We start from the raw sequence: 13,160 nt of genomic DNA, 5'->3' as shown, positions 1-13,160 counted from the left end.
ACAATATTTGCAAAATTTCCTATGTATACAAGTCAGGACGCCTGTCCTGCCAGACAGTCAGAGATTGACGGGCCTTGCCGACGGCAGCCAGATCCACCTCGCCTAACACAATTTCTTCTTTATCTGTACCCTCAGCCAATATTTCCCCCTCAGGCGAAACCAACAGCGAATGGCCATGAAAGACAATCCCCTTATGCTCACCCACACAATTAACTGCAATGATAAACACCTGATTCTCGAGTGCTCTCGCTTGACTCAGCAGCCGCCAATGGGCGCTTCTGACTGCTGGCCATTCGGCGGCAACAAATACTACCTCAGCTCCTGCCAGGGTCAGTGAACGAAACAGCTCCGGAAAACGGATATCATAACAAATAGCTAACCCCGCCTGAGTACCAGCCAAGGGAAAGACCGTCTGCTTAGCGCCAGGCTGAAAAAACCTGCCCTCTCCATATAAGCTAAACATATGAATTTTGTCATACTGGGCGGCAATTGTACCATTTGGCGCCAGCACAAACATGGTGTTGGTTACGCCCTCCACTCGACGAACTGGCAACGAGCCGGCAACAATCCAAACCTCATGGGCCCTAGCGATTTCTTTTAGTTCGTTTACTGTAGGTCCGTCTTCTTCCTCTGCCCAGCGATCAAGCTCTTTTAAATGATAGCCGGTTGTCCAAATTTCCGGCAGTACAAGAACATCAGCCAGTGAAGCAGCCTCGCGGGCCAAAGCCAAGCCACGTTGCCGGTTGGCTTGTACATCGCCAGCCTTTACCTGCATCTGAATCATAGCGACTTTCATGTCTACATCTCCTAAATCATTTTCTTCGATTGCAGTACACGTACAGCTAATTTCTCCAGTTGACGGGTAACTTTTGTCCCGATAAATTCGCGGGCGCTCAGTGGTTTGACCCAGATCGTCCAGCAGCCCAGTCGATTACCGCCCAGAATATCTGTAAACAACTGGTCACCAACCACAGCTATCTGGTCTGGAGTTAGATTCATCTCAGCAATCACCTGCTGGAAACCACGACTGGCAGGCTTAAAAGCTCTCGCCGCGAAGGGAATGGCGAACTGGCTGGCAAACTCGGCGACCCGTCGCTGTCGATTGTTGGAAACCAAACCGGCTTTTAGCCCCGAATCCAGCGCCCGGTGCAGCCAAATGGCGGCTTCCGGGCAAATTTCGGCACTATCCCATGGCAAAATGGTATTGTCGAGGTCAAGGACAATACCATCTATGCCTTGTTGGCGCAACAAAGTTATATCAATTTCTAACAGACTATTCACCATCAGACGGGGACAAAGCAGTTGCAGCATCGCGCCTCCTCGAGTATATAGTAATTAATTATACCACGCATAACGCCGAGACAAAAGCAGTGCAGTCCACAAGCCTAGTGTCCATCTTCCTGGGAGAAATGCTTAGACAGTTTGGCCACCGCCTTTTTCTCAATTCGGGAAACATACGAACGGGAGATTCCCAGTATGCGCGCGATGTCGCGTTGCGTTTTCTTATTGCAGCCTGGTAGTCCAAAGCGTTGCTCTAGCACCCACTTCTCCCTATCATCCAATCGACTCAGTTGCTTGATCAATCGTTCCTGCTCACATTGATTTTCTACCGCTTCCACGACAATATCAGGTCCAGTACCAAGAACATCGATTAATGTTATTTCGTTTCCTTCATCGGTTTATCTGTAATCAATACAATCTCTTCCTATTTGATTATATAGTATAATACATAGCAAAGTTATAATAAGCAATAAACAGTAATACAAAGCAAGGGCGCCGGAGAATCACCGACGCCTAATTTGCCTTATTTTTTGGTTGATTGTCCATCGCCAGCCGCTGCCTGTTGGCTAGCTAATTTTTTTTGCTGCTGATGATTTGCCATTTTAGCTGAGGGTGAACCTTTATTGGAACCATTATGTTTGCCGCCGAGTTCAGAATCTTTTGCCATTTGGTTTCACCTCCTTGTAAAAGTAGTCTTTACAAAATGGTGAAAATACATAAGGATCTGCTTTTGATGGCTATTTGACTGCTTGACAAAACGAGACAGGCAAATTATCTTTTCGCTAACAAAGAAATGTTGGCAGTCAACAGACGGCGAATAAGTAGCGGAAACCCCAGTAAACTACACATTGCGCGGACAAAACAGTATTTTAACTGAGGACAAATAGGAAAACACGCTCAAAGTGAACGTGTCGATGGCTTGATATACCTAAAGGGGATAATACCTTCAGAAGCGGCTAAATAATCGAATTATGCACCTAGGCGATCAATGGCAACTTGCCAATACGAACCATCGCCCCTGATCGTCTCTCGGTAAATATAAAAGCCCCGCAAATTAAGCGGAGCTTATACCCATAAATAGGCTAGTCGCCAATTGGGTCTTGAATTAGGGTAGCAACAAGAAATTCGTGCTCATGGTTTTCAGCCTCTTCGGTCATTCTATGTACAAAATGCACGTGTTTTCCATCACCTACATTAGTTTCTTGTTCAGACCGAACACAGATCTCGTGAAAATGGTCCTCGTAGAAGTCTGTCCTTGTTATTATGTCATGCACATGATGATTATTCCCTATTGAGATAACTTGACCTGAAACCCCGGCAAAACGATGATTGTGAGGATCTTCCTCCAGCTCCGCAAGTTTGGTGCTTCCTAAAAATTCATGCACATGAGTCAGGTTTGTGGAATGATCATGATCACAATCACTATCACTATCACTTTCAATCTTATAAGCTTTTTTCCTAATGTCTTCCTCCACTATTATACCCCCTTCATTTTTATAATTCACCTTATGATGCGGATATTCCATTTAGAACGATAACAATCTTGACTGGCTTGGTGTTATTGAAGTAACTGGCTAATCTGCAAAATAAAAAAGCCGCCCCCGAAGGAGCGGCACCCCCGGATTAGAGCAATATACTCCTCTTATTTTGCTTCGACGAACCAACGCCCCTCATCATCGAACAGATATGATTCCTTGCCACGAATCCGGCAAGTGTACCTTATCCCGGTGCCGCCAGCTTTGAGCGACGCCGCCTGGCGCACGTCAAGGACGCGGTCGATTTCAAAGACTCGCCCGTCCTCCCACTTAATTGCAATCGGCTTAGTCCTGCCATTTAGATCGTGCTCAGCAATGATTTCTACAAATATTTTCCCCATATTTATCACCTGAAAAATGATATTGGATGAATCACGTGGTCATCTTTAGGATTGAACCCGGTTAGTTGTCTGTCAAGCAGCATCGCGCACCTCTGTACGCTGTAATGACCAAAGCGTCGCCGAAGAGTATCGACAGTGCGTTCCAGCTCCTCCGCCTCCGTTTTATCGCGGTCGAACAGGTCAAGCTGAACATGTCTGTCCGCAGTTACTAGATCAGCTCCTCTGACACCCAAGCTGCGGATTGAATTATTCCAGCGATAATTGCTTGCGAACAGTTCCAGTGCTTTTTGGGCAATATCATTAGAGACGAAAGTCGGACCGCTAAGCTTGCCCTGTCGTTCAAACGACAATAAATCTTTATCTCGCACACTGATCGCCACTGTCATACATTTCAGACCGTGCTTGCGGAGCCGAGCTGCGACGCTTTCGACCAGCACGTAGATTATCATTTTGACGTCTTCAATATTGAGGAGATCGCGTGCCGCTGTCGTACTGTTGCCGACAGATTTGATTAAGCTTTCCTCTCCTGTTAGCCGCACCGGCGCCGAATCAAGACCGTTTGCAAACGACCAGAGAGTTTCTCCCCAAACACCTAGCAACAACCCCAGATCATTAACTTCACGTTTCGCTAAGTCACCAATCGTAAAAATAGCACGGTTCTCAAGCTTCCGCCGAGTAGATCGACCAACATACAATAGCTCTCCTACCGGTAGAGACCAGACTGTTTCTCGATAATTATCTTCTGTGATAACGGTTGTAGCATCAGGCTTCTTCATGTCGCTGCCCAATTTAGCGAAGATTTTGTTCCATGAAACCCCTACCGATGCCGTTACACCAAGTTCATCCCGCATCCGCCGCCGGATATCATCTGCAATAGTTACCCCATTACCAAATAAGTGAACAGACCCGGACACGTCTAGCCAGCACTCGTCAATACCGAAGCTCTCGATTTGATCAGTATAATCAGCATATATCGCTCTAGCCAAGCGCGAGAACCGCAGGTACTTCCGAAAGTCCGCTGACACGGTGACCAAGCCGGGGCACTTCTGTTTTGCTTGCCAGATAGCGTCCCCTGTTTTTACACCTACCGCCTTAGCGTACTGGTTCTTAGCGAGTACGATCCCGTGTCGTGCCTCGGCGTCCCCACATACGGCGACAGGCTTGTTGCGCAAATCGGGGTTGTAGAGGCATTCGACGGAAGCATAAAAATTATTAAGGTCTGAGTGCAGGATTGTGCGTTGCACATTTAGCCTTCCCTTCCCATGGGGACAGAATTAAATATCTCACGCTGGCCTAACTAACCTGATTGTTCTGGGTCATGTTAGGCTCCCAAGTGATATAGCCGCGATCCCTGAGGACCGTCAGCATGTGGTGAGTAGGTTCTACGCTCATGCCAATTACGCTAGCGATTTCACGGACTGTTGGGGAGTACTGTTCGTTGCGATTTTGAGGTATTCAAGGATAGCTTCCATTTTATTCATAAGCCCACCTCCGAACGTTTGTACTGCAATAATACCATATCGAACATCTGTTTGTGAAGCCGGGACTTTTTGGAAATAAAAAAAGGGCGCTCCTATAATACATACAATTAAAGGTGCTGCCCTTGACATATTTTTGGATTAACGTCGGTCCAAATTCACCCCTTCTTTGTAGTAGGCCTTTAAGAGCGTGGTAGCAACGTAACATTTCATACCAGTTGCGTGGAGTTGAACCCTAGTAGTTATTATGTCAAAAAGGAACGTCGTAGAGCAGAAAACGTTCCCGTGAAAAGGCAGAGTGAGCCGGGAAACCGGCTCACTCTGCTATAGAAGGATGATGACAACATGCTTGACCTAACCCCTGCAACTGTCACCTATTTTACTCTTCCAAGCGCTCCTGGACTACATCCCAGTTGATATTGGCAAAGAAGGCTTTAATGTAATTATTTCGGTTCAAGTCATAGTCGGGCATGTAGGCATGTTCCCAAACATCCATGATGAGCAGGGGTTTGCAGCCTGCGGGATGGCCGGTATCGTGTTCGTTGATCCAGAAGTTGATCAATTGGCCGTTTTTGATGTCCTGGTAAAGCACCGACCAGCCGATGCCGCGCATCATGCCAGTGGCTTTGAAGTCCTGCTCCCATTTATCGTAGCTGCCGAAATTAGCTATGATTTTTTTAAAAAGCGGACATTTACGGTTGATACGTCCATTGCCGCCAAGGTTACCGAAATAGTATTCGTGAAGGCGCATGCCGTCGAATTCCCAGCCGAGGCGGCGTTTGGGTTCGGCATACTCCGGACCGCTGGTTTTGTTGGCGTCCAGCAGGGCCCGCAGCAACGCAAGCAGGATATTGGTATTATTGACATAACCTTGGTACAGGGTAAAATGCATTTCCAGAAGTTTATCGCTAAAACCGTCCATACCAAACAGGTTGGAATAGTTTTGGGGAGTGTACACAGGCAATTCCTCCTTATTTTCTCCTATTACAGCTTATGCCGGGTATCAATAAAAGGATATTACTGTAGCTGCGCACAAAAATTGCAAAAACGTCTCACATTTTTTTGTGTGAAAAGTGTGCAGATAGAGTATTAGCGCCGCTAACGATGGCATACCAGGAAAGGAGCCAATCATGAAATTCGTTTGCAACAAAATGCGGCAAGACAATCAACCTGCAGCCGCCGGTCGAAAAAGCCTATGCCGGGCAGGAGTTGTGCCTGTCGTGCAGGGCCGAAGCTAAAAAGAAACCAGGCCGCCAAGTGAGGCGGCTTTTCTCATGCATTAAAACAGCCCCGCATGTGCAGGGCTAGGGGTAAATTATTAAGGCATCAATCCCCCATCTTCCCGTTTACGAACTATTCGGAGGATCTCGCTAACATTTCTATCTATTTCTCCTATTTGATCTTCCAATCTTTCTAATCGTTTTTTAAATGCGCTAAGAACATCACGATTTTCATCAGACACAGACACAATTCCACACCTCCTACTTTTACATAATATGTTTTGTAATGTAGTGAGGTGACAAAAAGCCGCCTCCCGAAGGGTGAGCGGCGTCGATATCCTAAGTACTCTGAGTGAGGTTTTTCTAGTGCAAAAATTAAAATGCCCCTGGTGTTAGGGCATTTTAACAGGAGGTAATAGATAATCAATGTCGGGGCGGTTAGGTTACTTAGAGAAATGGTTTATACACTCGTAAAATCGTTATCGAAGCTGAAAAGCAAAAGAATGATGATAATGATGATAATTATCCCACTACCAAATCCGTTTCCACAGCCTCCAAAGCCAAAATTACGGCCCATAGAAACACCCCCTATTTAATTATCTAATACATCATATGGTTAATTGAAAAATAGTGTTACAATGCAAAATAAAAAAGCCGCCCAAGAGGAGCGGCTTCAGTTCACCGACAAAGTTGTCTATGGGTAAAACGCGAGTTCCGGAAAAAGCGCGAGCGGAGAAGTTTCAAGCAGGAGTTCTGGAAAAAACACGAAGCCAGGTTGAGGGGGATCGTCACTGTTATCAGTGTTAGGATTATCGTAACAATAAGGACATACACCACAACAGTAGTAATAATCAAATTCGCAACCGCACCATGGACATACCTTCCATAACCTAAAGAAAGAAACTTCATATAATCTTAAGATCGAAGTATAGGATTTTACGCATTTTTTAGAGGGCTTCGGCAAATACAAATAATTCACGCCCGCGGCCTCCAAGTTGCTTTTTAGTTTATCATATGTAAACTGCCATCTTTTTGATACAAAAAACCGCCCACCCCGAGGGATTAGCGGTACGCTATTATTTCAGGATTTCTAGCATCTTTGCAGTAAACCATTTGTAAAATATTTCTCCGCACCTACTACAAATACACTGGTTCCATCCTTGAACCGGCCCAACACCGCTAGTATGGGCATGGCCACCGCATTCATGCTTAAACGTCATAATAATCCTCCCCGTATTAACTAATGTATTACATTCAATACTCAATCAAGCCTTTCCTTTATATTATGTAAAATAAAAAAGCCCCAGCCAAACGTCCAGGGCTAAAGAAGGTCTAACAAAAATTAAAATGCCCCGGTGGCATAGGGCATTTTAATGAAGGAGGTACTTATAGATAATCAAGAATGGACGGTGTGGATCATCCTCCGGTACTAAATACAGCTCGAACTATCCTCATCAAAGCAGAAAAAAAGAAGTATGATTATAATGACGATTATAATCCCACTGCTATTTCTACCAAAACCGCAGCCTCCAAAGCCACGACCCATAAAAACACACCTCCTAGCTAGATATCTAGTTCATAGTATGTTGAATGAAAGAAAACGGTTACGATATAATAAAAAAAACCAGCCGAAGCCGGGCAAAAGGTATTCTAATGGGATTTACGAGTAAGTATCCAACCCCAGGGCAATGCAAGGAGGGTGTCTATATATCGTGGCGTGATCACTGGTCGGCATACTAGATATCGCGCCTCGCCGAAGTCTGAACAGACTTTGATCCTGGTGAAGCGAAATTAATCGCAGTAGATCGGGATTTAATTGTATTTTCTAAAACACTAGCGAATGAAGTTGATTCCTTCTTCTTCAAACCAGCCTTGGGTTTCTGAAGATTATGCTTCCGGTAATCGAAAACGGGTTGTGCAATTTCTATTTTAGAAACCATATTAATCACCTTCCTTGGGTATTCCTCCACTTCTTACTATTTATACTATATCATGTAGATATGACAAAAAAATGACAGTACCAATAACACTACTCTGTGGCGTAACAAACGCCATATCAGACTGGGGACGGCGCGCTGTTTATTCCTAATACCAGCCCTCAACATTTAAAAATTATAGACACTGCTTCAAATAAATGAGCCGCCCCACGTACAGGAACGGCTCGTACCGTTGGCACATGCGGCCAGGCGGTTTAGGCAAAAAGAAAGAGCCCGAAGGCTCAGATTATTTAATTGAACATACTCTGCGATGCTGATTCAATAGTTCGTCGAGTTCTTGACTGAGCGACACAACTTCTGGATCGCTATATCCATGACAAGATGATACGCAATGCAACTTTTGCCGTATCTCCTCGATCTTTATAATTAGTCTTGCAACCTGTTTCAACTTCCAATTCATCTCCTATCTCAAAACCTTTTACAGTTTATCACATCGTGAATGTCGAAAAAGCAAGAACCATGTCCCCATAATCATAAGTTTGTAAAAATTTATCGTTACCGCTCTGCCTAATGATACTCTTAAGTAAAATTAAAGAGGCGCCCCGCGCCTAGGAACGGCTCGTACCGCTGGCACATGCGGCCAGCGAGTGAATTGGTATTAGAAAAGCGCCCCAAAGGGCGCTTAAGTCGAAATGAAATCTACGCTTACCATTCAAACCTGTGATGACATTTAGGACACTCGCAATCGTGGTCAAAATGGTGGTCACACTTTTCACATTTATGACAGTCTTTCTCGCATTCATGGTGGCATTTCGGGCACTTGTGATGGAATTCGTGATGACATTTAGGACAGCAGTGATGGTGTTTATGCTCACAACAGAAATCTGACATTCTTAAACCTCCATTAAACTTATTCCTTTGTATAATATGCGATTAATTTTTTTAATGTTCACGTTAAATCGGTAACAGAAAAGACCGCTCATCCGAACGGCCTTTTTTCCACTATACCAATTTTATCATGTCAAGACCCCCTTGAAAGTGACATCTTTTTGACAAACTTCATTTACCAATCCCATTTCAATGCCGATTGCCACGTTGTGAGTGCAGTTGGTTTTCTCACCCATGATGCAGATCATTATCTATCCCTCCGTGGCCTACGCCTAAAATTCCGTAACCAGCGACATCACCCCAGGGGTTCTCTCCGAATGCTTTCATGTCGCCCCTGGCGATACGGCATTGCTTATCCAGGATTCTAACTTGGAGTAATAGATCGCGGTATTGTTCTGGTTGGATACCCGCCGGATATAGAACGCGAATACAGCCTTCGACCGCTGAAATAGCGTCTCCATAGGCTTTTTGCTTTTGATCGACTAAATTACCAATGTTTTGACCGATGGTTTCAAAATTCACCATAAGCCTTCTTTCTCGTATTTGTTGCATCTCTCTCGACGTTGGTCTATTTTCAATCTGCTTTACCCCTACCGCGATCAGCGAGGCCCAGGGCTGCATGATGGTTAAGGCTTTCATGGTATACCTTCTTCGGTTCTTTCTTTTCCTCAGTTATTCATCCATATATCTAAATTTGTTCTAAGCATAAGAGACAATGAAGAGGAAATGCTACTTACAAGGAGGTGGTTTCATGGACGGTAAAAAATTAGATATATCTAATAAGCGTCAGCATGACAATAGCAAAGATTCAAAAGGCACCCTCAATCAGGGCGTCATGTCACCCCATGATCAGAACATAGTCCGCGAAAAGAAGAAACACTAATTGCTAGGTGGCACTTGCCACCTATTTTTATGCTTTTCATCCCTGCTCCCTCCCAGCGCGAATCTCTTGCAGCGATATGGAACAGGCCTTAGGGATTTTGGATTTAGGATGGGTGTTTTACATAGTTAGCTTCATTCTTATCCGTTCTTTAGGTAAAACAGGCAATATAATCTAGCTATAAAATTCAAATTGCGACGTAAACTAAATTTGGAGCCGCACCCGTCTACATATGGGTCATTCTGGGATGAATCGTTTAGACACGACTTCCTGGAGGCGGCTCCATTTGCAAAAGGAAGGTGATTAAATGTCTGAGCAAGATTTAGCAAACGAAGTTAGTCACGACACGCAAAATATCAAAAAGAAGCAAGCAAAGCCTTTGCTCGATAAATCCGAAGATACACTTGAACTAGAGACTTTGTCGTATGGTTACTACGCTGTTGACCATTCACCGGAGGCGGCTCCGTTGAACAAAGGAAGGTGATTACAAATGTCGGAACAAGAGATATCGAATGAGGTAAATCGGGACATTCAGACATACAAGGAGAAAAAATCAGATCCATCACAAGGTGATATAGATCGCAAAAGAAAGCAAGAAGAATCTTTGTTTGATAAAATCGAGGACGCACTTGGCATAGACGATTCTACTTTTGAGACAAATCTTCTACCGCCTGAGCGCGACTGATCCCTGTTCAAAATAATTCCCTCCTCTTAAGCCGCCGAAAGGCGGTTTTTTATGTTCTGGCGCGAAGGCGGTCAATCCCTTGCCGTCGCTTTACAAAACACTGCCGTCAGTAATCTAACACACCCTCATTACCACCAAAATTAGAGTCCCCCAGGGAAACAAATTATCCTCCTCTTCTGCTTCTTACAGCTATCCTTCTTGGGTATGGCTAATCTAAGGCTGCAGTCTAGGTCTGCTGATAGGTTTTGGCATTCCCGGCAGCATTTGGGCAGATCATCAGATGGCTGCGGAACGCTTGGTTGAGCGATCGGTGGGCTTTCAAGTCTTATGGGCCAGCATTTCCATGGTGTAAGGAATGTTCTCCGTTAGTAAAATAAACCCGCCGGCATTGCATTTCCCGGCTAATGTCAGTATCCTCATCCAAATAACGATGATCGAATCTGCTTCTGGCAGGTTCATAATAAAGTCTGTTTTGTCGTCTTCAAAGAATGCCGTTTTTAGCTGTATCCACTTTATTTCCATCACATCACCCCGCATATCTGTTCTTGTCGTGACACAATTTTAATTAGCAAACATATTATGTAGTATAGACTTCCTTAATCTAGATTCAGGAGGTGAATACCATAGCATACAAAGATTGGGATGACCCGGAGCTACTAGACTGGGATGAATTTAGCGGTACTCAGTATTTCGATCCTGATAGAGGATGTTCTCCACAATGTTCCCCAAGATTCTGTAACCCTAGGACATTCTGCAACCCGCGTGTATGTATGCCGGCCTGCTTCCCAGGCTTTTGCAATCCAAGAAGGTTCTGTAACCCACGCGTAAGCTGCATGCCTCTCTGTTTTCCGCGTATGATGCGCCCCTGACTCCTAGCCCAAATGAGTATACCTCCCCTTTTTCTACCCGGTCGTTCTGACCGGGTTTTTTATATTAAACTGTAATTGTGACCACCTCATGCATACGAATAGTCGAGGTTCCATATACTGCACCGCCCCGCCGCCAAAGCTACGATGCTCGACTATCACCCGAGCCGCCGTCCGTATGAGTTGTCGCGTGCGGGGCAGCTACAGATTATTGCGCTACTTGGTAGTCAGCGCAGGCCCGCCGTTCTGGTACAACCTTGTGCATGCCAGCTTCCTCTTTGCTGCTGGTCGAATGCGCTATAGGCAGAAGGTTCCGAACGGCCTAAATGATGGCATGTCCCGCATCGTTGTATGGTTTTAGGCCGGTAGGATGTTTTGCAGGCTTCTTGACTGGTTATACGATGCACACCTAGCACAGGACACTTGGTATAACCTTTCATGCGAGTGTTCTCAATGAAGTTTTGGCAAGTTCCGCAGGTCATGCAAATCCTCCTTTAGCCAAATTCAGTTTGTATATACAAGCTTACATGGGATATACTAATTACGTAGATACCATGGTATAGCGGATTGGGTCGCTGTTGACGCAGCGGCCTTTTCCTTTTTGGGCCATAGTCATACCAATACCGCCGCTATGTAGCCGATTGACCCGCCGGTGACGAATGCTAGTACTAGGCCGGTATAATAGCAAATGCTCTCAATCGTTTTCATGGACTCTCCCTTCCGCCGCTACATGCGGCCTTTTTATTGTTTGGGTTCAGTTCGTTTACCAGCTTCTAAGATCGGAAGACCAGCCTCTGTCGGCACATAAATGACTTGGTTGCCGCCCTGCTCAAAATTATGTATCCAAAGGTAACCATTGATCACTACAATGACCAGGGCCGCTAGATAATCTCAATCATTTCTTTCAGTTCCCCCTCCTCTCTTTGAGGCAGCTCTACTTTTTTCTTCAACCTCTGCCTCTGCATTTAGTGCGAGTTTATCTTCATCAGACAGTGAGTCCCAGGCAGCCCAGAAAGCCCGACGCCAACCGCAGAGGACTTGCTCTTTTTGCTCCTCAGTCATAGGCGGAGGAGCTACGACATTAACAGTGGTTTTGCCCAATTTATATGTAGCGGCATAGTTCTGTTCCACACGATCACCTCGGTGCATCATATGCGAGGAATCCGTGTGGACTGCCCTGGAAACTGCCAACTTGTTTCACCTTCTTTCTTTGACAATTCATACAGGAAAACTCTTCCTTTCGTCGAAATTATGCGGTTAGATTAGCTAAACTGAGAAACAACAAAGGTCTGACACAACAGCAGGTATTGACTTATGCCTTTAGTGGCTTAGCCGCTTTCTTTTTTCTTGTGTCGTTCGCGGACGTTCCTTCTTTGACAACTTGGGCTCTCATGAGATATTCCTGTCAGACAAATAAAAAAGAACTATTGTCCGCTAAAGGATAATAGCTCTTTTTTGCACGTCGTATTTAACTACAATACACTTTTCACTAATCCACCCAATCTTTGCAGACATCTACCCACATTAATCCTTGTGAATATTGATATAATTCATCGCAAGTTAACTCTATCGCCGAATTACTACTACCACAGGCTGGAAAAACAGTATCAAAGCGTTTTATCGAAACGTCAACATACGTCATTACCTCAGAATTCTTAATAGCGAAAGGACAAACACCGCCTACTGCATGACCGGTGAATTCAAGGACCTCATCTGAGGCCAACATTTTTGCTTTAAGTCCAAACTGATCCTTAAATTTTCTATTATCAACTTTTGCATCGCCAGCAGTCACAACTAAAATGCACCCATGATCATTCTTAAAGGAAAGTGTCTTTGCAATGCGGGCCGGAATAACCTGCAACGCCTGTGCTGCAAGCTCTACTGTTGCGCTCGAGACATCAAACTCCATAACATCATTCGCTCTACCATACTGTGAAAAATAATCTTTTACTGCGTCAATTGCCATTTCTATATTCTCCTTGGACTCCACGGGTAAACGAGAAAGGTTTCCTGCGGGTCTTCTTTTATTTTGTAGGCGGCACAAAATGG

General features: G+C 44.9%; 18 protein-coding genes. 3 read left to right on the top strand and 15 right to left on the bottom strand.

Features of this window, described 5'->3' with window-relative positions:
* Positions 1-19 precede the first annotated feature (19 nt).
* The 12 genes from AXX12_RS04445 to AXX12_RS04410 all read right to left on the bottom strand — a co-directional run bounded on the left by AXX12_RS04445 (position 20) and on the right by AXX12_RS04410 (position 9,319).
* Positions 20-796, bottom strand: coding sequence for a carbon-nitrogen family hydrolase (locus tag AXX12_RS04445; RefSeq protein ID WP_066238714.1), 777 nt, complete (start codon positions 794-796; stop codon positions 20-22).
* 11 nt (positions 797-807) lie between these two features.
* On the bottom strand, positions 808-1,311 hold the full coding sequence (locus AXX12_RS04440; RefSeq protein WP_066238711.1) for a YqeG family HAD IIIA-type phosphatase: 504 nt from the start codon (positions 1,309-1,311) through the stop codon (positions 808-810).
* Between the two features lie 74 nt (positions 1,312-1,385).
* On the bottom strand, positions 1,386-1,619 hold the full coding sequence (locus AXX12_RS18705; RefSeq protein ID WP_197470641.1) for a sigma-70 family RNA polymerase sigma factor: 234 nt from the start codon (positions 1,617-1,619) through the stop codon (positions 1,386-1,388).
* A 185-nt stretch (positions 1,620-1,804) separates the two neighbouring features.
* Positions 1,805-1,948 carry a hypothetical protein gene (locus tag AXX12_RS19185; RefSeq protein WP_156478586.1) on the bottom strand — a complete coding sequence of 48 codons (144 nt, stop codon included), beginning with the start codon at positions 1,946-1,948 and terminating at the stop codon, positions 1,805-1,807.
* Between the two features lie 415 nt (positions 1,949-2,363).
* Positions 2,364-2,723 (bottom strand): YmaF family protein, encoded by a 360-nt coding sequence (locus AXX12_RS04435; RefSeq protein WP_461781729.1) that lies wholly within the window; start codon positions 2,721-2,723, stop codon positions 2,364-2,366.
* 200 nt (positions 2,724-2,923) lie between these two features.
* Positions 2,924-3,157: a hypothetical protein gene (locus tag AXX12_RS04430; RefSeq protein WP_197470639.1), complete on the bottom strand. Its 234-nt coding sequence runs from the start codon at positions 3,155-3,157 to the stop codon at positions 2,924-2,926.
* Between the two features lie 5 nt (positions 3,158-3,162).
* Positions 3,163-4,401, bottom strand: coding sequence for a DNA polymerase Y family protein (locus AXX12_RS04425; protein WP_066238708.1), 1,239 nt, complete (start codon positions 4,399-4,401; stop codon positions 3,163-3,165).
* 49 nt (positions 4,402-4,450) lie between these two features.
* Positions 4,451-4,612 (bottom strand): LexA family protein, encoded by a 162-nt coding sequence (locus AXX12_RS20105; RefSeq protein ID WP_082816711.1) that lies wholly within the window; start codon positions 4,610-4,612, stop codon positions 4,451-4,453.
* Positions 4,613-5,014: 402 nt separating this feature from the next.
* On the bottom strand, positions 5,015-5,599 hold the full coding sequence (locus AXX12_RS04420) for a superoxide dismutase (protein ID WP_461781726.1): 585 nt from the start codon (positions 5,597-5,599) through the stop codon (positions 5,015-5,017).
* A 354-nt stretch (positions 5,600-5,953) separates the two neighbouring features.
* Positions 5,954-6,103 (bottom strand): hypothetical protein, encoded by a 150-nt coding sequence (locus AXX12_RS19180; RefSeq protein ID WP_156478585.1) that lies wholly within the window; start codon positions 6,101-6,103, stop codon positions 5,954-5,956.
* A gap of 1,975 nt (positions 6,104-8,078) precedes the next feature.
* Complete coding sequence (locus AXX12_RS20100) at positions 8,079-8,252, bottom strand: Spo0E family sporulation regulatory protein-aspartic acid phosphatase (RefSeq protein WP_082816710.1); 174 nt, start codon at positions 8,250-8,252, stop codon at positions 8,079-8,081.
* 656 nt (positions 8,253-8,908) lie between these two features.
* Entirely contained in the window at positions 8,909-9,319 is a 411-nt protein-coding gene (locus AXX12_RS04410; RefSeq protein WP_066238702.1) for an ASCH domain-containing protein, read from the bottom strand.
* Between the two features lie 112 nt (positions 9,320-9,431).
* On the opposite strand from AXX12_RS04410, the gene AXX12_RS19975 reads away from it, so the two are divergent.
* From AXX12_RS19975 to AXX12_RS04405, 3 genes are all read left to right on the top strand, one after another.
* Positions 9,432-9,563: a hypothetical protein gene (locus tag AXX12_RS19975; protein ID WP_269448385.1), complete on the top strand. Its 132-nt coding sequence runs from the start codon at positions 9,432-9,434 to the stop codon at positions 9,561-9,563.
* 304 nt (positions 9,564-9,867) lie between these two features.
* Positions 9,868-10,044: a hypothetical protein gene (locus AXX12_RS19175; protein WP_156478584.1), complete on the top strand. Its 177-nt coding sequence runs from the start codon at positions 9,868-9,870 to the stop codon at positions 10,042-10,044.
* 6 nt (positions 10,045-10,050) lie between these two features.
* Positions 10,051-10,245, top strand: coding sequence for a hypothetical protein (locus AXX12_RS04405; protein ID WP_066238699.1), 195 nt, complete (start codon positions 10,051-10,053; stop codon positions 10,243-10,245).
* A gap of 318 nt (positions 10,246-10,563) precedes the next feature.
* Here the strand turns inward: AXX12_RS04405 and AXX12_RS04400 are convergent, their stop codons facing one another.
* The 3 genes from AXX12_RS04400 to AXX12_RS04390 form a co-directional block, all read right to left on the bottom strand.
* On the bottom strand, positions 10,564-10,767 hold the full coding sequence (locus tag AXX12_RS04400; RefSeq protein WP_066238696.1) for a phage replisome organizer N-terminal domain-containing protein: 204 nt from the start codon (positions 10,765-10,767) through the stop codon (positions 10,564-10,566).
* A 1,235-nt stretch (positions 10,768-12,002) separates the two neighbouring features.
* The gene (locus AXX12_RS04395; RefSeq protein ID WP_156478583.1) at positions 12,003-12,263 is read right to left on the bottom strand and encodes a hypothetical protein; all 261 of its coding nucleotides are present in this window, start codon (positions 12,261-12,263) and stop codon (positions 12,003-12,005) included.
* Between the two features lie 337 nt (positions 12,264-12,600).
* Complete coding sequence (locus tag AXX12_RS04390; RefSeq protein ID WP_066238693.1) at positions 12,601-13,077, bottom strand: YbaK/EbsC family protein; 477 nt, start codon at positions 13,075-13,077, stop codon at positions 12,601-12,603.
* Between the last annotated feature and the right edge of the window lie 83 nt (positions 13,078-13,160).

This window comes from Anaerosporomusa subterranea (genome assembly GCF_001611555.1).
In the GTDB taxonomy this organism is placed as follows: domain Bacteria; phylum Bacillota; class Negativicutes; order Sporomusales; family Acetonemataceae; genus Anaerosporomusa; species Anaerosporomusa subterranea.
Note: the sequence above shows the minus strand (reverse complement) of the source record. Positions and strands in the feature narration are given on the sequence as shown.

Excerpts from the sequence above, each read along its gene's own strand:
- AXX12_RS19175 (WP_156478584.1), top strand. The coding sequence starts at position 9,868 with ATGTCTGAGCAAGATTTAGCAAACGAAGTTAGTCACGACACGCAAAAT.
- AXX12_RS04445 (WP_066238714.1), bottom strand. The coding sequence starts at position 796 with ATGAAAGTCGCTATGATTCAGATGCAGGTAAAGGCTGGCGATGTACAA.
- AXX12_RS04440 (WP_066238711.1), bottom strand. The coding sequence starts at position 1,311 with ATGCTGCAACTGCTTTGTCCCCGTCTGATGGTGAATAGTCTGTTAGAA.
- AXX12_RS04390 (WP_066238693.1), bottom strand. The coding sequence starts at position 13,077 with ATGGCAATTGACGCAGTAAAAGATTATTTTTCACAGTATGGTAGAGCG.
- AXX12_RS04410 (WP_066238702.1), bottom strand. The coding sequence starts at position 9,319 with ATGAAAGCCTTAACCATCATGCAGCCCTGGGCCTCGCTGATCGCGGTA.
- AXX12_RS04405 (WP_066238699.1), top strand. The coding sequence starts at position 10,051 with ATGTCGGAACAAGAGATATCGAATGAGGTAAATCGGGACATTCAGACA.
- AXX12_RS04400 (WP_066238696.1), bottom strand. The coding sequence starts at position 10,767 with ATGGAAATAAAGTGGATACAGCTAAAAACGGCATTCTTTGAAGACGAC.
- AXX12_RS04430 (WP_197470639.1), bottom strand. The coding sequence starts at position 3,157 with ATGGGGAAAATATTTGTAGAAATCATTGCTGAGCACGATCTAAATGGC.
- AXX12_RS20100 (WP_082816710.1), bottom strand. The coding sequence starts at position 8,252 with ATGAATTGGAAGTTGAAACAGGTTGCAAGACTAATTATAAAGATCGAG.
- AXX12_RS19185 (WP_156478586.1), bottom strand. The coding sequence starts at position 1,948 with ATGGCAAAAGATTCTGAACTCGGCGGCAAACATAATGGTTCCAATAAA.
- AXX12_RS04395 (WP_156478583.1), bottom strand. The coding sequence starts at position 12,263 with ATGATGCACCGAGGTGATCGTGTGGAACAGAACTATGCCGCTACATAT.
- AXX12_RS19975 (WP_269448385.1), top strand. The coding sequence starts at position 9,432 with ATGGACGGTAAAAAATTAGATATATCTAATAAGCGTCAGCATGACAAT.